General features: G+C 73.2%; 19 protein-coding genes. 10 read left to right on the top strand and 9 right to left on the bottom strand.

The features are described from left to right. Nucleotides 1–65: 65 nt before the first annotated feature. Nucleotides 66–1,001 (top strand): S66 peptidase family protein, encoded by a 936-nt coding sequence (locus ACN260_RS06960; RefSeq protein WP_422755208.1) that lies wholly within the window; start codon nt 66–68, stop codon nt 999–1,001. 233 nt (nt 1,002–1,234) lie between these two features. Then, nucleotides 1,235–1,705 (top strand): hypothetical protein, encoded by a 471-nt coding sequence (locus ACN260_RS06955; RefSeq protein WP_422755207.1) that lies wholly within the window; start codon nt 1,235–1,237, stop codon nt 1,703–1,705. Between the two features lie 123 nt (nt 1,706–1,828). On the opposite strand, the gene ACN260_RS06950 is transcribed toward ACN260_RS06955, so the two are convergent. The 4 genes from ACN260_RS06950 to glnA form a co-directional block, all read right to left on the bottom strand. Beyond that, nucleotides 1,829–2,203, bottom strand: a complete 375-nt coding sequence (locus ACN260_RS06950; RefSeq protein ID WP_422755206.1) for a VOC family protein — start codon at nt 2,201–2,203, stop codon at nt 1,829–1,831. 242 nt (nt 2,204–2,445) lie between these two features. Then, nucleotides 2,446–3,138 carry a helix-turn-helix transcriptional regulator gene (locus tag ACN260_RS06945; protein ID WP_422755205.1) on the bottom strand — a complete coding sequence of 231 codons (693 nt, stop codon included), beginning with the start codon at nt 3,136–3,138 and terminating at the stop codon, nt 2,446–2,448. Between the two features lie 72 nt (nt 3,139–3,210). Further along, complete coding sequence (locus ACN260_RS06940; RefSeq protein ID WP_281895348.1) at nt 3,211–3,636, bottom strand: DUF350 domain-containing protein; 426 nt, start codon at nt 3,634–3,636, stop codon at nt 3,211–3,213. 157 nt (nt 3,637–3,793) lie between these two features. Continuing rightward, nucleotides 3,794–5,143, bottom strand: a complete 1,350-nt coding sequence (gene glnA, locus ACN260_RS06935; protein WP_088644813.1) for a type I glutamate--ammonia ligase — start codon at nt 5,141–5,143, stop codon at nt 3,794–3,796. 245 nt (nt 5,144–5,388) lie between these two features. Here glnA and ACN260_RS06930 point away from each other — a divergent pair, with 245 nt between their 5' ends. The 3 genes from ACN260_RS06930 to ACN260_RS06920 all read left to right on the top strand — a co-directional run bounded on the left by ACN260_RS06930 (nt 5,389) and on the right by ACN260_RS06920 (nt 8,748). Continuing rightward, nucleotides 5,389–7,149, top strand: coding sequence for an NAD+ synthase (locus ACN260_RS06930; RefSeq protein ID WP_422755204.1), 1,761 nt, complete (start codon nt 5,389–5,391; stop codon nt 7,147–7,149). A 127-nt stretch (nt 7,150–7,276) separates the two neighbouring features. Further along, entirely contained in the window at nt 7,277–8,122 is an 846-nt protein-coding gene (gene panB, locus ACN260_RS06925) for a 3-methyl-2-oxobutanoate hydroxymethyltransferase (RefSeq protein ID WP_422755203.1), read from the top strand. 113 nt (nt 8,123–8,235) lie between these two features. After that, nucleotides 8,236–8,748, top strand: coding sequence for a hypothetical protein (locus ACN260_RS06920; protein WP_422755202.1), 513 nt, complete (start codon nt 8,236–8,238; stop codon nt 8,746–8,748). An 89-nt stretch (nt 8,749–8,837) separates the two neighbouring features. On the opposite strand, the gene npdG is transcribed toward ACN260_RS06920, so the two are convergent. The 4 genes from npdG to ACN260_RS06900 form a co-directional block, all read right to left on the bottom strand. Beyond that, nucleotides 8,838–9,536, bottom strand: a complete 699-nt coding sequence (npdG, locus tag ACN260_RS06915; protein ID WP_422755201.1) for an NADPH-dependent F420 reductase — start codon at nt 9,534–9,536, stop codon at nt 8,838–8,840. A gap of 101 nt (nt 9,537–9,637) precedes the next feature. Further along, complete coding sequence (locus ACN260_RS06910; RefSeq protein ID WP_422755200.1) at nt 9,638–11,068, bottom strand: RNB domain-containing ribonuclease; 1,431 nt, start codon at nt 11,066–11,068, stop codon at nt 9,638–9,640. Between the two features lie 65 nt (nt 11,069–11,133). Beyond that, nucleotides 11,134–12,096 (bottom strand): hypothetical protein, encoded by a 963-nt coding sequence (locus ACN260_RS06905; RefSeq protein ID WP_422755199.1) that lies wholly within the window; start codon nt 12,094–12,096, stop codon nt 11,134–11,136. 82 nt (nt 12,097–12,178) lie between these two features. Continuing rightward, nucleotides 12,179–12,445, bottom strand: a complete 267-nt coding sequence (locus tag ACN260_RS06900) for a hypothetical protein (protein WP_422755198.1) — start codon at nt 12,443–12,445, stop codon at nt 12,179–12,181. Nucleotides 12,446–12,676: 231 nt separating this feature from the next. Here ACN260_RS06900 and ACN260_RS06895 point away from each other — a divergent pair, with 231 nt between their 5' ends. The 5 genes from ACN260_RS06895 to ACN260_RS06875 all read left to right on the top strand — a co-directional run bounded on the left by ACN260_RS06895 (nt 12,677) and on the right by ACN260_RS06875 (nt 17,479). Continuing rightward, on the top strand, nt 12,677–13,897 hold the full coding sequence (locus ACN260_RS06895) for a M48 family metallopeptidase (RefSeq protein ID WP_422755197.1): 1,221 nt from the start codon (nt 12,677–12,679) through the stop codon (nt 13,895–13,897). 330 nt (nt 13,898–14,227) lie between these two features. Beyond that, nucleotides 14,228–14,599 (top strand): hypothetical protein, encoded by a 372-nt coding sequence (locus ACN260_RS06890; protein ID WP_422755196.1) that lies wholly within the window; start codon nt 14,228–14,230, stop codon nt 14,597–14,599. Then, nucleotides 14,596–15,093 (top strand): roadblock/LC7 domain-containing protein, encoded by a 498-nt coding sequence (locus ACN260_RS06885; protein ID WP_422755195.1) that lies wholly within the window; start codon nt 14,596–14,598, stop codon nt 15,091–15,093. Before ACN260_RS06890 ends, ACN260_RS06885 begins: the two co-directional genes overlap by 4 nt. A 299-nt stretch (nt 15,094–15,392) precedes the next feature. Further along, on the top strand, nt 15,393–16,841 hold the full coding sequence (locus tag ACN260_RS06880; protein ID WP_422755194.1) for a hypothetical protein: 1,449 nt from the start codon (nt 15,393–15,395) through the stop codon (nt 16,839–16,841). Nucleotides 16,842–16,996: 155 nt separating this feature from the next. Further along, complete coding sequence (locus ACN260_RS06875) at nt 16,997–17,479, top strand: hypothetical protein (RefSeq protein ID WP_422755193.1); 483 nt, start codon at nt 16,997–16,999, stop codon at nt 17,477–17,479. An 82-nt stretch (nt 17,480–17,561) separates the two neighbouring features. Here the strand turns inward: ACN260_RS06875 and ACN260_RS06870 are convergent, their stop codons facing one another. After that, entirely contained in the window at nt 17,562–17,756 is a 195-nt protein-coding gene (locus ACN260_RS06870) for a helix-turn-helix transcriptional regulator (protein WP_228543537.1), read from the bottom strand. Between the last annotated feature and the right edge of the window lie 131 nt (nt 17,757–17,887).

The raw sequence follows: 17,887 nt of genomic DNA, 5'->3' as shown, positions 1-17,887 counted from the left end.
CGGGTGCGTCGACCGCCACCGGGAACGCCTCGGTCCGCCCGGCGGGGCGACTATGCTCGGCCGCTGTGACCGCCGACGACCCGTCCGTCCTGCGCCCGCCCGTGCTGCGGGAGGGGGACACGGTGCTGCTGGTCTCGCCGTCCGGGCCGACCCGGCCGGAGCGGGTGGCCCGGGGCATCGAGCTGCTGACCGGCTGGGGGCTGCGCCCGCAGGTCGCGCCGAACGCGTACGCCAGGCGGGGTTACCTCGCCGGTGACGACGCGCTGCGCGCCGCGGACCTGAACGCCGCCTTCGCCGACCCGCGGGTGCGCGGGGTGATCTGTACCCGGGGCGGGTACGGCGCGCAGCGGGTGGTGGACCTGATCGACATGGCCGCCGTGCGGCGGGACCCGAAGGTGGTGGCCGGGTTCTCCGACATCACCGCCCTGCAGTTCGCGCTGTGGCGGGGTGCCCGGCTGGCCGGGGTGCACGGCCCCGGGGCGGCCTGGGTGGACGAGCGGACCCCGCTGCTGTCCGCCGAGTCGCTGCACACCGCGCTGATGACCACCGCGCCGGTCACCGTCGAGGCGGTACCCGGGGAGGAGACGTATCCGGTCCGGGTCCCCGGCCGGGCGGTGGGCCGGCTGCTCGGCGGGAACCTCTGCCTGATCACCGCCACCCTCGGCACCCCGGACATGCCGGACCTGACCGGGGCGGTGCTGCTGGTCGAGGAGGTGCAGGAGCCGCCGTACAAGGTCGACCGGATGCTCACCCACCTGCGCCGCGCGGGGGTGCTCGACGGTCTGGCCGGGGTGGCGGTGGGCCAGTTCACCGACTGCGCGGACGGCTGGGACACCACCGTCGTGGACGTGCTCACCGACCGGCTGGGCGACCTCGGCGTGCCGGTCCTCGGCGGCCTGCCGATCGGCCACGGCCCCGGCCAGCTCTCCGTCCCCGTGGGCACCGGCGCCACCCTCGACGCCACCGCCGGCACCCTCACCGTCACCCCCGCCGTCCGGTAACCCGCCCCACCCGGTCCGGCCCCTCCCGCCCTGCCCCGCCCCGCTCCGCCCCGCTCCGCCCCGGTGATCAAGAGGTTTGCGTCAGAGGAAAGCGCGTTCCTGACCGAAACCTCTTGATCACCGGGGTCAGGGGGTGGAACTTTCAGCTGGCGGACAGGGTGGGGACGGGGGTTTTCCAGGTTCGGTGGTCACTGTCGGTGACGTCAACAGCACCGCCGACCCATGGAGGACTGATGTCCCGCACGATGTCGAAGAAGCAGCTGCTGGTCGGCCTCGCTGCCGCCGGCGTGCTCGGGGTGGGGATCGCCGCTCCGACGGTGGCCTTCGCCGAGGAGTCGGCAACCCCGACCGCCGGCGTCAGCAGCGAAGCCGACCAGGGCACCGACCGGCAGCAGCAGCGCGCCGACCGGCAGAACGAGTTCGCCGAGGCGCTCGCCAAGGAGCTGGGGGTGGACACCGACAAGGTCACCGCCGCCCTGGAGAAGGTGCGCGAGCAGCACCGGCCCACGGGTGACCGGCCGGAGCGCCCGTCGCCGCAGGACCGGCAGGAGAAGCTGGCCGAGCGGCTGGCCCAGGCGGTCAAGGACGGCAAGCTCACCCAGGAGCAGGCCGACGCGATCACCAAGGCCGTCGAGGCCGGGGTCTTCCCGGGCCCGGCCGGTCGCGGCCACCACGGCGGCCCGGAGGGTACGCCCGGCAAGTGACCCGCTGCGGCCCGCCCGACCCGGCGGGCCGACGAGCGACACGCCAGAGCCGAAGATCGACACGGTAGGGCCGACGTTGCGGTGTCCGACGCACTGGGACACCGCAACGTCGGCCCTCTGGCGTCAGGCGCTGCCACCCGAGGAGAAGAGACCGAGGTGGGTGCCCACCGGGTCGCGCAGCAGGGCGAGGGTCAGGCCGCTCGGCGTGGTCCGGGGCGGGGTCAGCACCGTGCCACCCGCCGCCTCGGCCCGCCCGCAGGTCTGCGCCACGTCGGCCACTTCGGCGTAGAGGATCGCGTAGCCGGGTGCGCCCTCGGCGAGAGCCCGGATGCCGCCGCCGATGCCGGTCGGCTCCCCCGCCGTGGTCGTCCGGTAGGAACCGCCCTCGGCGGTGCCCTCCTCGGTGAAGGTCCAGCCGAACAACTCCGCGTAGAAGCTCTGCGCCTCGTCCGGCCGGTCGGTGCCGATCTCGAACCAGGTGACGGGTGTGCTGGTCACGCGTTGCCTCCTGTTCCCCCGCCGACCGGGCGGCCGGCGGGCTCGCAGCCAGCCTCCCGGGTGTCCGCGACACCGTCCTGTCGGTGTTTACCGCCCGGTCCACCCGGCCACGCACACCGATCCCTCCGGACAGCCCCCGCACCGATCCCTCCGGACAGCCCCGCACCGACCGGCCTGGGCGGCCAACGCGGCCGGCCTGGGCGGCTCACGCGCCGGCCGACCCGGGCAGCCGGCATGCCGGGTCAGACCAGGGTCAACCGACGCACCCGCCCGGCCGGGACGTCCAGATCGGCCGGGGAGAACTCCCGGGTCACCCGCTCCGGCAACGCCTCGACCCCGACGATCCGGTCGGTACGGAAGCAGCGCAGCCCGGCGCGCAGCCGGCACCAGGCGAGCAGGTACCAGTGCCGGTCGTTGCCGAGGTAGCCAAGCGGCTCGACCTCGCGTGACGAGGGCACGTCGCAACGGTCGGCGTACCGCAGGAGCAGCACCCGGCGGGCGGCGACCGCGTCGGCGACGACGGCCGGGACGGACGTGGCCGGCCCGGAGCCGACCAGCAGCACCCGCCCGGCGAGCAGGCGTGCGGCGGCGGCGTCCGCGGCCGGCAGCACCGCGAGCAGTTTGCGCAGCGCCGTGCCACCGGCCACGGCGAACGGAGTGCCGGCGAGCCGGTGCAGGGCCACCGCCATCGCCACCGCCTCGGTGGCGGTCAGGTTGACCGGCGGCAGGGTGTGCGACCGGTCGACCACGTAACCGCCGGTGCGGCCGGGCTCGGCCCAGATCGGCACACCGGAACCCTGGAGGGCGACGATGTCGCGTTCGACGGTACGGGTGCTCACCTCGAACCGGTCGGCCAGCCAACGGGCACTGCGCGGCCGGGGCGACACCGCCCGCAGCTCCTCCACCAGGGCATAGAGACGATCCGTCCGGTTCACCCCCGCACGCTACGACGGGGGTACGACACCCGACCCCGGCAGGGGCGGACGAGGGCCGGTAGGGTCCCCGGTTCAGGCGATACAGGCGCAGACGATCAGGGCCGCGCCGAAGTGGGTGGCGGCGCTGACCCGGGCTGCCGGGTGCGGCTGGTCCGAGCAGATGACCTCGCCGAGCTTGCCCGGGGTGAGCATGTCCAGCACACCGAAGGCGAGCGCCATGACGGCCAGCCCGATCAGCCCGAAGAGCACCGTCGAGGCGAGCCCCTTGGCGAAGTCGTCGTAACTGGTGACGATGGCGGTGAAGACGATGCCGGCGACACCGAGCTGGTTGGCGGCCAGCAGCAGCCCCGCGTTGCCGTTGCGCTGCACCCAGATCAGCTCGCGCAGCTTGCCCGGGGTGAGCACGTCGACCAGCACGAAGCCGGCCGCCATCAGCGCCACCCCGACGACACCGAACACGACGCTCTGCCATGCTCCGGTGAGCAGATCTTCCAGCACCGACAGCCTCCCGACCTCCTGCGTCCGGCGGAGGTGCCGGCACGGTGATCGAGACGATAGCGGCCCCGGGCAACCCCCGACACCCCCCGGACCGGCGCAGCAGCCGGCCGTCCCGCCGCCGGCCCGGTACGGACGACCAGGCCGGCGGCGCTCCGCGCTACAGCGACAGGTAGCGCTGCCGCTCGTACGGGGTGACCTCGCGGCGGTACTGCTCCCACTCGGCCCGCTTGTTGCGCAGGAAGAAGTCGAAGACATGCTCGCCGAGCACCTCGGCGACCAGTTCGGAGCCGGCCATCACGTCGATCGCCTCGGACAGGTTCTCCGGCAGCGCCTCGTAGCCCATCGCCCGCCGTTCGGCGCTGCTCAGCGACCAGACGTCGTCCTCGGCGCCGGGCGGCAGCTCGTAGCCCTCCTCGATGCCCTTGAGACCGGCGCCGAGCATGACGGCGAACGCCAGGTACGGGTTGGTCGCCGAGTCCAGCGACCGGACCTCCACCCGGGCCGAGTTCGGCTTGCCGTACGCCGGCACCCGCACCAGCGCGGACCGGTTCAGGTGCCCCCAGCAGACGTACGCCGGGCTCTCGGTGATCCGGTCCGGCAACGCCTGCGGGAACAGCCGCTTGTACGAGTTGACCCACTGGTTGGTGACGGCGGTGTACTCGCGGGCGTGCATCAGCAGGCCGGCGATGAACGACTTCGCCACCTTCGACAGCTTCATCGGGTCGCCGGAGTCGTGGAACGCGTTGCGTTCCCCCTCGAACAGCGACAGGTGGGTGTGCATGCCACTGCCCGGCTGGTCGGTGAACGGCTTCGGCATGAAGCTGGCCTGCACGCCGGTGGAGAGCGCCACCTCCTTGACCACGTGCCGGAAGGTCATGATGTTGTCGGCGGTGGTCAGCGCGTCGGCGTAGCGCAGGTCGATCTCCTGCTGGCCGGGGGCGACCTCGTGGTGGCTGAACTCCACCGAGATGCCGATCCGCTCCAGCGCCAGCACGGCCTGGCGGCGGAAGTCCCGCGCCACGGCGTGCGTGGTGTGCTCGAAGTAGCCGCCGGTGTCCACGGCGGTGGGCACCGAGCCGTCCTGCGGGCCGTTCTCCAGCAGGAAGAACTCGATCTCCGGGTGGGTGTAGAAGGTGAAGCCCTTCTCGGCCGCCTTGGACAGCATCCGGCGCAGCACGTGCCGCGGGTCGGCCCAGGACGGGCCGCCGTCGGGCAGCAGGATGTCGCAGAACATCCTGGCGCTCTCGCCGCTGACCCCGCCCTCGAACGGGAACACCTGGAAGGTCGTCGGGTCCGGCATGGCGACCATGTCGGACTCGAAGACCCGGGCGAAGCCCTCGATGGCCGAGCCGTCGAACCCGATGCCCTCCTCGAAGGCCGCCTCCAGCTCCGCCGGGGCGACTGAGACGCTCTTGAGCGTGCCCAGCACATCGGTGAACCACAGCCGGACGAACCGGATGTCCCGCTCTTCCAGCGTACGGAGGACGAACTCCTGCTGACGGTCCACTTCCCCAACCCCTCGCCACGTACGTCCGGCACCGGTCGGCCGGTCCGTCCTGACCGCCCAGTCTTCACCGGCCTGGTTAAGCAGACGTTACGCGACCTGCCGCCGCCCGTCCTGCGGTGTCCCGACGGCCGGATCACCGGACGGCCCGGTCACCGGCGCCGGGGCGGCCGCAGGCCCGGAAAGGGTGGCCGGCGTCTCGCCGCAGCCGCCGGGTCGACCGGCTGCGGCTGGGGCAAGATGAGGGCATGCCCACCCTGCGTCTGGCCCTGTGCCAGGTCAACCCGACCGTCGGCGACACGGCCGGCAACGCCGAGCTGATCCGTGCCTGGACCCGTCGGGCCGCCGACGCCGGCGCCCAACTGGCCGCCTTCCCGGAGATGGTGCTCACCGGCTACCCGGTGGAGGACCTGGTCTTCCGTCGTTCCTTCGTCGCCGCCTCGCAGGCCGCGCTGCGCCGGCTCGCCGCCGACCTGGCCGCCGACGGTCTCGGCGACCTGCCGGTCGTGGTCGGCTACCTGGACGCCGACGGGCCGCCGCAGGTCAGCGGGGACGCCCAGCCGGGGCGTGGGGCCCGCAACGCCGCCGCGCTGCTGCACCGGGGCGGGGTGGTCGCGACCTACTTCAAGCACCACCTGCCCAACTACGGGGTCTTCGACGAGGACCGTTACTTCGTGCCCGGCGACACCCTGACCGTGGTCCGGGTGGGCGGGGTGGACGTGGCGCTGACCATCTGCGAGGACCTGTGGCAGGCCGGCGGCCCGTTCGCGGTGGCCCGGCAGGCCGGCGTCGGTCTGGTGGTGAACATCAACGGCTCGCCGTACGAGCTGAACAAGGACGACGTCCGGCTGCCGCTGGTGCGCCGCCGGGCCGCCGAGGCCGGTGCACCTATCGCGTACGTCAACATGGTCGGCGGCCAGGACGAGCTGGTCTTCGAGGGCGACTCGATGATCGTCACCCCCGACGGCGACCTGCTCACCCGTGCGCCGCAGTTCGTCGAGCACCTGCTCGTGCACGACGTGGAGCTGGCCGGGGCGGGCCCGCACGCCGCCGACACCGAGGATCTCGCCGACGGGATGCGGGTGGTACGCCGTACCGTCGAGGGGGTGCCGGCGGCCCCGACCGGGCCGGCGGCCGACGGCGGCCTGATGGCCCCGGTGGCCGACGAGGCCGAGGTGTGGCAGGCGCTGGTGCTGGGCCTGCGCGACTACGTCAACAAGAACCGGTTCCCCTCGGTGGTGCTGGGCCTGTCCGGCGGCATCGACTCGGCGGTGGTGGCCGCGCTCGCCGTCGATGCGCTCGGGCCGCAGCGGGTGGTCGGCGTGTCGTTGCCCAGCCAGCACTCCTCGGAGCACTCCCGGGCCGACGCGGAGGACCTCGCCAAGCGCACCGGCCTGGACTACCGGGTCGAGCCGATCCAGCCGATGGTGGACACCTTCCTGGCGAACATCTCGCTGTCCGGGGTGGCGGTGGAGAACCTCCAGGCCCGGGTACGCGGGGTGATCCTGATGGCACTGTCGAACCAGGAGGGCCACCTGGTCCTCACCACCGGCAACAAGAGCGAGCTGGCGGTCGGCTACTCGACCCTCTACGGCGACTCGGTCGGCGGGTTCAACCCGGTCAAGGACGTCTGGAAGACGCTGATCTGGCGGCTGGCGAAGTGGCGCAACGCCGACGCGGCCCGCCGGGGCGAGACCCCGCCGATCCCGGAGAACTCCATCGGCAAGCCCCCGTCGGCCGAGCTGAGCCCCGGCCAGCTCGACAGCGACAGCCTGCCCGACTACGACGTGCTGGACCCGATCCTGATCGGCTACGTCGACGGCGACCTGGGCCGGGCCGGCCTGGTCGAGTCCGGCCACGACCCGGCGGTGGTGGACAAGGTGCTGCGGCTGGTGGACACCGCCGAGTACAAGCGTCGACAGTCCGCGCCGGGCACGAAGATCTCGATGAAGGCGTTCGGCCGCGACCGTCGGCTGCCGATCACCAACCGCTGGCGTGAGGACGGCTGACGGTGGTGGGTGCCGCCCCGGCGGAGTGAAATCCTGCACTGTTCCCTGCCGTCGACCGGTCGTGCGGTGCGACGATCGCGACGGAACCCGGGGACCGCGACAGCGGCCTCGAGGAAAGGAGACAGTCATGGTGGAGTCCACCCCGACCGAGGTGACCGCCCTGTACGGCGGGCCGGCGACCCGCCGGGTCCGCACCCGCGACCTGATCGCCGCCAAGGAACGCGGCGACCGGTGGGCGATGCTCACCTCGTACGACCAGTACACCGCCGGGATCTTCGACCAGGCGGGGATTCCGGCGCTGCTGGTCGGCGACTCGGCGGCGAACAACGTGTTCGGCTACGAGACCACCCTGCCGGTGACGGTCGACGAGCTGTTGCCGCTGGTGCGCGCCGTGGTCCGGGCCACCCGGCACACCCTGGTCGTCGGCGACCTGCCCTTCGGCTCGTACGAGGAGGGGCCGACGCAGGCGTTGCGCACGGCGGTGCGGTTCATGAAGGAGGGCGGCTGCCACGCGGTGAAGCTGGAGGGCGGTCGGCGCTGCGCCGACCAGATCGCGGCGATCACCGGGGCGGGCATCCCGGTGATGGCGCACATCGGTTTCACCCCGCAGAGCGAACACACCCTGGGCGGCTACCGGGTGCAGGGGCGCGGCGACACCGCCGAGGAGGTGCTCGCCGACGCGCGGGCGGTGGCCGGGGCGGGCGCGTTCGCGGTGGTGCTGGAGATGGTGCCGGGCGAGGTCGCCAAGCGGGTCACCGCCGAACTGGCGATCCCCACCGTCGGCATCGGCGCGGGCCCCGACACCGACGCCCAGGTGCTGGTCTGGCAGGACATGGCCGGGCTGCGCACCGGGAAGGCCCCCCGGTTCGTCAAGCGCTACGCCGACCTGGCCGGGACGCTGACCGAGGCGACCCGGCGCTTCGCCGACGAGGTACGCGGCGGCGAGTTCCCCGCCACCGAGCACACCTTCTGAGTACGGACGGTGGGGCGGTGCCCCCGCCCCACCGTCGCGCAACGAGCCACCGCGGGCCGGGGTCCCCTGGTGCGGCGGGAGCGGCTAGGGTTCCGGCCGTGGATCATGTTCGCTTGTCAACAGTCGTCCTGACCTGTGTCTCCGTGCTGGCCCTCGCGGCGTGCAGCGAGGCGGAACCGTCGACCACTGCCGCACCGTCGACGCCCGCCAGCGCGTCGGCCACCGCTGCCGCACCGTCTGCCACCACCGACCCGGGCACCACCGACCCGGGCACCGGCGGCCCGACCGCCGCCGCCGACCCGGCGGTCGACAAGAAGATCTGCGCGGCGGCCAAGAAGATCGCCGACACGACGAAGGCCGACGTGGTGAAGGCCGCGACGTCCGGTGGCGACCCCACGCCGACCATCCGCAAGGCCTACACGGAGATGGCGCAGGAGTTGGCGAAGGCCACCGCCGGTGCCCCCGCCAGCGAGGCGGTCACCGCACTGGCCGCGTTCGGGGTCGCGTCCGGTCGGGTGGCGACCGCGGCGAACCTGGACACCGCCGCCGACGCCCCCGAGTTCCAGAAGACCAGCGCGATGGCGAACGCCGCCTGTAGCAAGGCCGGCGTCGACACCAACTTCTGAGCACCGCCCCCACCCGCCGCGATCCTGGAGGGAACCGGCCCCCTGCGGGCACTCACCCTCCACGGTCGCGGCGGGCGGAGGGTTGGGGATCAGAGGTCGGTGACCCGGATGCCGGCGTGGGCCTTGTAGCGCTTGTTGATGGCGATCAGGTTGGCGGTGAACGCCTCGATCTGGTGGGCGTTGCGCAGCCGGCCGGCGTAGATGCCGCGCATGCCGGGGATCCGGGCGGCCAACGCGCCGACGATGTCGACCAGTTCCCGGTCCTCGGTGCAGATCAGCACGTCGAGGTCGATCCGGTCGATCTCCGGGTCGGCCAGCAGCGGCGCGCTGACGTGGTTGAACGCCGCGCAGACCCGGGAGTCGGGCAGCAGGGCCGCCGCCTGCTGCACCGCGCTGCCCTCGGCGACCGGCAGCGCGTACGGGCCCTGCCTGTCGAAGCCGAGCGGGTTCACGCAGTCCACGACGATCTTGCCGGCCAGGGGTCCGGCCAGCGCGCCGACGGTGGCCGCGTGCCCGTCCCACGGCACTGCGACGACCACCACGTCGCTGCGGCGGGCCACCTCGTCGTTGTCCGCGCCGGTCACGTCGACCCCGGCGGGCAGCCGGGGCAGCGCGGCGATCTCCGCCGCCGCCTCGGCCGCCCGGTCGGCGGAACGGGACCCGATCAGCACCCGCTGGCCGGCGCGGGCGAACCGGTAGGCCAGTCCCCGTCCCTGGTCGCCGGTGCCGCCGATGATGCCGACGGTCAGCCCGGACACGTCGGGGAGGGTGCTCGCGTCGTATGCCATGGCGTCATCCTCGCAAACCGCCACGCCACCAGCAGCGCAAGGCACTGTGACGCTGACCGCCCGCCGCGCGGCACCGCCCGCCGCGCCGCCCGGACCGGGTTTCAGGCCCGCTCGAAGAGCACCTTGCGGCCGACCGGGTCGGCGGTGACCAGGCGTACGGTGACCCGCTCACCCAGCGGCAGCTCCCCGGTGCAGCGGGCCCGTACCGGCGGATCGTCCAACGCCACCGTCCCGCCGGGGACCCGGCCGGGCTTCGCCGGGCCGTTCGGGGGCGCGTCGGTGTCCAGCACCGCCGCCGAGAACGTCTCCCCCACCCGGTGCTCCAGCAGCACCGCCTCGGCCAGCTCGATCGCGCCCCGGGTGGCCGCCCCCGCCGTCCGGTCGGTCGAGGCCATCACCTCCGGCAGCCGGGGCAGCGCCGACCGGGCCCACTGCGGCACCTCGCGCCCCTCGTGCAGGGCCAGGCACACCTCGGTGGCGTACCGGTCGGCCAACCGGCGCAGCGGGGCGGTGACGTGGGCGTACGCGGCGGCCACCCCGCCGTGTTCCGGCTGCTCCGGCAGTTCGCCGTCGAACGCCGTGTACGCCGCGCCACGCATCAGCTCGGCCGCCTGGTCGACGAAGGCGGCGGCCCGGGGCCGGGAGGCGTCCAACCCGGCCAGCACCTCGCCGACCCGTACCCCGTCGGGCCAGTGCACGCCCAACGGGGCCGCCGCCGCGCGCAGCCGGGCCACCGCCTCCGGTTTCGGGGCCGGCATGGTGCGCAGCAACCCGATCCGGCCGGCCAGCATGATGTCCGCCGCCGCCATCCCGGTGAGCAGGGAGATCTGGGCGTTGTGGTCCTCCATCGGGCCGGGACCGCGCAGCACCAGCCGCCACCCGTCCCCGTCGGGCTCGACGTCCTGCTCGGGCAGGGGCAGGTTGACCGCGCCCCGGCGCAGGCCACGGGCGGTGAGCAGGGCACCGATCTCGGGCAGTAACGCGATCGGGTCGGGCAGCCGGCCGGCGTCGGCGGCCACCTGCACGCCCGGATAGTCCAGCTTGGCGCGGCTGCGTACCAGGGCGCGTTCCAGCCCGACGGCGACGGTGGCCCCGTCGGCGTCGAGGTCGATGGTCCACAGCACGGCCGCCCGGTCGACATCGGGCAGCAGACTGGCGGCACCCTCGCTGAGGGTGTGCGGGTGCAGCGGCACGTTGCCGTCGGGCAGGTAGACGGTCTGCCCACGCCGCCAGGTCTCCTCCTCCAGCGGCCCGCCGGGGCGTACGTGGGTGGCGACGTCGGCGATGGCGTACCGCACCCGGTAGCCGCCGGGCCGACGACTGAGGTGCAGCGCCTGGTCCAGGTCGCGGGAGGTGGCGGGGTCGACCGTGACGAACGGGACGTCGGTGCGGTCGGCCACGGCGGGCGGTGGGGCGTCGGCCGCCTCGTCGGCCTCGCGCTGCGCCGCGGCCGGGAAGCCGTCAGGCAGTCCCAGCTCACGGCGCAGCGCGCCGAAGTCGATGCGGGGCGCGAGCACACGTCGGATGACCACGGGTCAATCCTGGCAGCGTGCCGCGTGATCCGCTCGTCGGCAATCGGGCCGTAGGCTCCGTACGGTCAGCCGGTGGTCCTGCGGGCGCGCGCCGGTGCGGTGGCCCGGGCCGCCGTCGTCCGCGCGGGCGCCTTGCGGGCGGTGGCCTTGCGGGCGGTGGTGGCCGTGGTCTTCTTCGCCGCCGCCTTGCGGGTGGCCGACGCGCTCGTCTTGCGGGCCGGCGCCGCCTTCGCGGTGGACTTCGACGCGGGCGCGGTCCCGGCGGTCGACTTGCGGGCCGGGGCTTTCGTGGCCGCAGCGGTCTTCTTCGCGGGCGTGGTCCTCTTCGCGGCCGTGGTCTTCTTCGTCGCCGCGGTCTTCTTCGCGGGCGTGGTCTTGCGGGCCGCCGTCGTCTTCGCGGGCGTCGTCTTCTTGACAGGTGACGCCTTCTTCACGGCCGTGGCTCTGCTGGCGGCCGTGCTCTTCGCGGCGGGTGCCGTCTTCCTGGCGGGCGCCGTCTTCTTCCCGGCCGTGGCCTTCTTGGCCGCGGTCCGGGCGGTCGCGGTGGTCTTCTTCGCCGCGGCCGCGGTCGTCCGCTTCGCCGCGGTGGTCTTCTTCGCCGCGCTGCTCCGGGCGGCGGCCGTGGTCTTCGTCGCCGCTCCGGCGGTCTTCCGGGCGGTGGTGGTGGTCTTGCCGGCGGCCTTCTTCGCCGGTGCCTTCTTCGCCGTCGACTTCGAGGCGGGGGCCTTCGACGCGGTGCTCCGGGCCGCCGGGGCCTTCCTGGCCGTCGACTTCGGGGCGGTGCTCCTGGTAGTCGGGGCCTTCGTCGCCGTGCCGGCCGTCTTCCTGGCGGTGCCGGTGGACGGGGTCCGGCCCGAGCCGGCGCCCGCCGCGCTCGCCGTGGCCCGGCCGGCCGACGCCTTGCGGGCCGCAGCCGTGGTCGTGGTCGAGCGGCGGGCCGCGGTGCTCCGGGTCGCGCCTGCGGTCCGTTGCGCGGCGGCGGTCTTCGTCGCGGCCGGGCGGGTGGTGGCCTGTGCTGCTTCGGCCATCTCGGTTCCCTCCTTGGGGACATGCTCCCGCGTGCCTCCCCACGGAGGCACGGAGTCCTCGACGCGGGCCGTCCCGCGCCGTTCAGTTGCCCTCCCCGGCCCAGCGGGCGTCTTCGGCCTCCCACGCCTCGTTGCGCTCCTGCACCTTCTGCAGGGCGTTCTCCGCGTCGGCAGCCGAGGGATACGGTCCGAGAACGTGCTTGGCAGGGCACACGTCGGCATCGGTCTCGACCCGGTGGTGTCGGGTGCACCAGTAGTAGTGCCCACCACTTCCGCTGTCGTTCATGAGATCACTGTGCACCGGGCGCAGCCCGACCGCCACCGGATCGCCGCAATTGGTCGCGACCACATCCACAGTAGACGTGCTCGGCGGCCCCGGAGGCGAAACCGCGAAATCCGTCCCGACCTGCCCAGACGCCGTCGGAACCGGCCCCCGCGACACCGCGTCGGCCGGGTTCCGCAGCCGCGGCGACACCGCGCGGAGTGGGCCGAAAAGCCGGTGGTACGACAGCGGAAGCCGCCGGCAGAATCGAACACCGTGATCATGACGGGGAGCTGTCCGCGCTGTGCCACGGCGACGGTGTCCATCCGTACGGCGATGCCCTGGTGCCCGGACTGCGAGTGGAACCTGGACGGCTACGACCCGGGGCGGCGGGCACCCGAGTTCGGCTGGGCAGGGGTCGACCGGCGTACCCACCGGATCGCCGCCCGGCTGAACCGTCGGCAGTACGCCGTGCTCGTCGACCGCCCGTTGGCGGCGACCGGGCCGGGGACGGCGGGAGTGGTCACGGCGACCGTCTCGCTGCTGTTGACGGTCGGGGTGCTGGCGCTGGCCGGGCTCGGCTGCTGGCTGCTCGTCGCGTACCCCTTTCCGAATGTCGCGGTCCTCCTCGGGGCGGCGCTGATCGGACTGGCGGTGGTGCTGCGGCCCCGGCTGGGGCGGCTCGACGCCGATCTGGAGGTGCTCGACCGCTCGCAGGCACCTGAGTTGCACGCGCTGGTCGCTGAGGTCGCGGCGGCGATCGCCGCACCTGTGCCGCAGGTGGTCGGGGTGGACGGCAGCTTCAACGCGTACTCGACGTCCGTGGGGTTGCGGCGGCAGCGGGTGCTCTGTCTCGGTCTGCCGCTGTGGGGTGCCCTCGACGGGGCGCAGCGGGTCGCGTTGATCGGTCACGAACTGGCGCACTTCGTCAACGGTGACGTACGCCGGCTGCTGGTCACCCAGCCCGCGCTGACGATGCTCGGTGACGCCGCCGACCTGTTCCGGCCGTCCCCGGCCCGCCGGGACGTCGGGTTGCTGGAGCTGCTCGGCGAAGCGGTGGGCCGGGCGATGTCGTGGGTGCTGTCCCGGTTGCTCTTCGGCGTCCACCTGTTGCTGGTCTGGACGGCGTCGCGCGACAGCCAGCGGGCCGAGTACCTGGCCGACGAGTTGGCCGCCCGGGTTGCGGGCACCGACGGCGTACGCGACCTGCTCGACGTCCTGCTCAGCGGGGACGCGGTGGCCAGGGTGGTGCGGCAGGCGTCCCGGGCCGGGGATGGACCGGCGGCGTGGCGGTCGGGGGTGGCACGGGCCCGGACGGCGGCGACCGGGCACATGCCGCTGCTCCGTCAACTGTCGGTCCGCGACGAGGCGTCGCTGTTCGCCTCGCACCCGCCGGCCGGATTGCGCCACCGGATGCTCACCGCCCGCAGCCCGCAGGAGCCGACGGTGACGCTGGACGACAGTCGGATGGAGCGTCTGGACGCGGAGTTGGGCCGGCACTTCGACCGGACGGCCCGGACCGTCGCCTGGTCCGGCTGAGCCGTCGTCCGCGATGTCCACGGCCGGGACAGCCGCCGGGCCGTGGCACGCGCTGCCAGACCGGGTCGGGACTTCCGGCCCTACCATCCGGACCAGGTACTTGATATCAGGTCACCCCCGATACGGACCATCCCTCACCCGGTCCCCTCGACGGGACCGCCGGTCGGCCCGGGTCGGCCGGACAGTCCCGATGCGACGGCCCCGGGTGCGCCCGACCCGGGGTGTGTGCGAGCCTCGTCAGACCTCTTGCGGCGCTGCCACCTCCCGCCACCTGGGCGGGACGACGACGATGTCGACGGCGCCGCCCTGCCGAACCGGGAGAACACCACCGTGGCTAGCCTGGACGTCGCCCTGAAGAACGCGATGAGTATCGACGGAGCGATCGGGGTCGCGCTCGTCGACTACAGCAGCGGCATGACCCTCGGCGTGGCCGGCGGCACCGGCGAGATCGACCTGACCGTCGCCGCCGCCGGCAACACCGACGTCGTCCGCGCCAAGATGCGCACCCTGGAGATGCTCAAGATCGACGACGAGATCGAGGACATCCTGATCACGCTCGGCAGCCAGTACCACCTGATCCGCCCGCTGACCGGCCGCACCGGCAAGGGCCTCTTCCTCTACCTGATGGTGAGCAAGAGCCGGGCCAACCTGGCGATGGCCCGGCACCAGCTGCGCACCATCGAGGAGAGCCTGGAACTGTGACCGCAGACAAGACCGAGACCGCCCTGCCCCGCCGCTCGGCCCGCGCCGCACGCGCCGCCGCCCCGCCCGCCGCCCGGACGCTCCCGCCGTCGCTGGCCGGGGACCGCTCGTTGCCGTACCCGGCGATCAGTCGTGAGCTGGCGGAGTTGCGGCACGAGATCCCCGGGGTGCACGGCTGCGTGCTGGGGGGCGTCGACGGCCTGCTGATCACGCACAACCTGCAGAACGCGGTGGACCCGAACGACCTGGCCGCGCTCGCCGCGACCACCTTCGGCCTCGGCCGGCAGGTCGGCATGCGGCTCGGCCAGGGCGATTTCCAGCAGTCGACGGTACGCAACCAGGGCGGCTACCTGAGCGTCTACGCGGTCAGCGAGCAGGCCCTGCTCGCCGTGATCGGCACGGACACCGTCAACGTCGCCCGGCTGCACCTGCACGCCCCGGGGGTGGCCGGCCGGATCGCGGCGCTGCTGACCCCGGTCCCGACGGAGGCCTGATCCCGTACGGCGGGGGCGCGGCCGGGCACGCCGCGCCTCCGCCCGGCAGGCTGTAACGGGTGAATCCCGACCTCTGTCCACACTCCACCGCACCAGCCGACCAGACCCCCTGGAACTGGCTTTTCCGAAATAATCTCCACTGCCGGGAAATAGTAATCACAGATAGGCCGAAAACGCGCGACCCAGCAACGATAATTGACCGCGAAAGTAACTACGGCGACACAAGTTTCTGATCAAGTCGACGCATGCCACTCTCCGTATCCGCACCTGCGACGCGGGCCACGCGTCGGCATTTTCTGTTGCTGTCAGGGCTGCTCGCGCTGACCGCCCCCCTGGTAGCCGCCCCCGCCGAGGCGGAGCGTGCCGCCGGCTCCGGCATCACCATGCCCACCTGCGCCTGGTCGTCGAAGTACGGGGCGACGAGCCTGAACGCCTACTGGCCGGACACCGCCGCCACCTACTGGTCCACCATCTATCCGGTCACGCCGGGTCTGGAAATCACCCTGTCCGGGGTCTTTCCCGACGCCAGGTACGCATCATTCAACGTGTACGACGACAAGCCCACCTACTTCACCCGCAATGGCGTCAGTTCCAGCATGCCCGATTACCTCATCACGCCGGACCCGGGCAGCAGGAATCCGTGGCAGACCCGTGCCGCGCCGGGTGGTCGGTTCACCCTCACCATCACCCACGACGTGACCATCGGCCAGACCAACCGGATGCCGCTGGCCCGGGAGGACGCCCTGCCCGGCGCGAAGGCGTCGGTCATCTTCCGGGTCTACCTGCCGGCCGGCGGCGACGCGACCGTCGTCCTGCCCACCATGACCCTCACCCTCGACGGGGTATCGCAGACCCTGCCGCCCTGCCCCCCGGGAGGCGGCGGCACCCCCACCCCCACCCCCACCACCCCGGCAAATCCGAACGCCCGGGAGGCAGGGCTGGCCGGCGCAGGCGGTCCCGGTGACGGGCCGGGACATCCCGGCGGACAGGGCGGGCCCGGCCATCCCGGCGGCCCTGGCCCCGGCGGCCCCGGTCATCCCGGTGGACCGGGCGGACCCGGTGGACCGGGCGGACCCGGCGGGCCCGGTGGGCCAGGCGGACCCGGTGGGCCCGGTGGGCCTGGGCATCCGGGCGGGCCTGGGCATCCGGAGGAGACCGGGCAGAAGCTCTTCACCCGGACGTCGGAGGTGGAGAACCTCGCCCCCAACCCGGACAACGCCTACCTCGGTACCTGGGTCACCCCGCCCGCGGCGGACCAGGTGCTGGTGATCCGGGGCCGGGCGCCACGGGCGGTCACCGGCAACCATCCGGGTATCTGGCCGCGCCGGCACGCCGACCTGCGCTACTTCTCGATGTGCACCAACCTGGGCGGCCAGGTCAAGCCGGTCGTGATCAACCGGTTCACCGACGCGCCGCCCAGTCTCGGCTGCCGCTACGACGACGACACCCGCCTCGACCGGCGCGGCTACTACACGTACGTGCTCGGCCGGGAGCAGCAGCGGACGGCCATCGAGGCGGTGCCCGACGCGACCTTCCTGCCGTTCTCCGTCTCGTACCCGGTGGCGCCGCACATGGTGCTGCTGCGGAACCTGCTGCCGGTGGCCGGATTCCCGCACGCCACCCAGAACGTTCCGGTGGACAGCACGGCGGAGACTGCCGCCACCGTGATGGGGCCGCACTATCCGCTGCTGAAGGTGTGCTCCCTGGCCAGCCTGGCCGCCGACGGGGGTCGCGTCTGCACCGCCTGAGCTGAACAGACGGGTGGTCCGGGCGTCGTCGACGCCCGGACACTCCTGCCGTTGCACCACCTCATCCCCGATCGGATGCCCGACAGTGGAAAACCTGCCCCACCGCCCAGGGGTGTACTCCACAGAGTCCCGGCCACGTCCGATCTGGAGGAACGATGCCCCTGACCGCCCTGCGCGCCCTCGTACCCCTGGCACTGCTGGCGGCACTGGCCGCCTGCGACCCCGCGCCGGCCGGTCCGGCGGCCGGCTCCCCCGGCCCGGTGACCGGTTCGGACGCCGCGTCGCCCCCGCCCGGTGGCACGGCCGCGCCGTCCTCCGCCGGCAACCCGTCGCCGACGCGCGGCGCGGCGTCCGCCACCCCGGCTGCCTGCCCGGTCGGTGCCGCGATCCTCCAGCAGGTGTCGGGGCTGGACAGGAAGACGCACCGGATCGACCCCGACCGCATCAGGTGCGCCCGGCAGTGGGCGACCGCCGGGGTGCTCGCCGTCGACCCGTCGCAGCAGGGGGACGGGGTGCTGCTGTTCGAGCACTCGACGAGCGGGTGGAAGAAGATCGGTGAGGGCAGCGCGCTGGAGTGCAGCCCGTACGGGATCCCGAAGGAGATCGGCGACCGGGTCGGCTGCCGCGACCACGACTGACACGGACGCTACGGCCGGCCTGTCGGCAGCGGGTGGAGTCAACCCGGCAGGCGACGGCGACCCTGCGGAGGCCGGCTCACAGTCAGTCCAGGTCCCCGCGCCGGGTGGCGATCCACGCCTCGACGTCTTCGGCGAGCCAGACGTTGCCCATCTGGAGGCTGGCCACCGGCTCGGGGAAGTCCCTGCGGTTGGTGATCTGGTAGACGCGCTGCCGGGAGACGCCGCCGAGCATGGTCCGGATCTCCCCCGAACCCACCAACCGCAGCTTCTTCCCCATGACGCTGACGCTAGGCATCCGTCGACTAGGCACGTATCAACTTGACGGAGAGCTAGTTCATACTCGCTCTAGTCCTTTACTCTTTACTAATGACTAGAGTCAAATGGTTCCAGCGCCCCCACCGACCGGTG

Origin of the sequence: Micromonospora sp. WMMD708, assembly GCF_049315245.1 — a bacterium.
In the GTDB taxonomy this organism is placed as follows: Bacteria; Actinomycetota; Actinomycetes; order Mycobacteriales; family Micromonosporaceae; genus Micromonospora; species Micromonospora wenchangensis.
The sequence above is the reverse complement of the archived record's forward strand: the minus strand, read 5'-3'. Positions and strand labels throughout refer to the sequence as shown.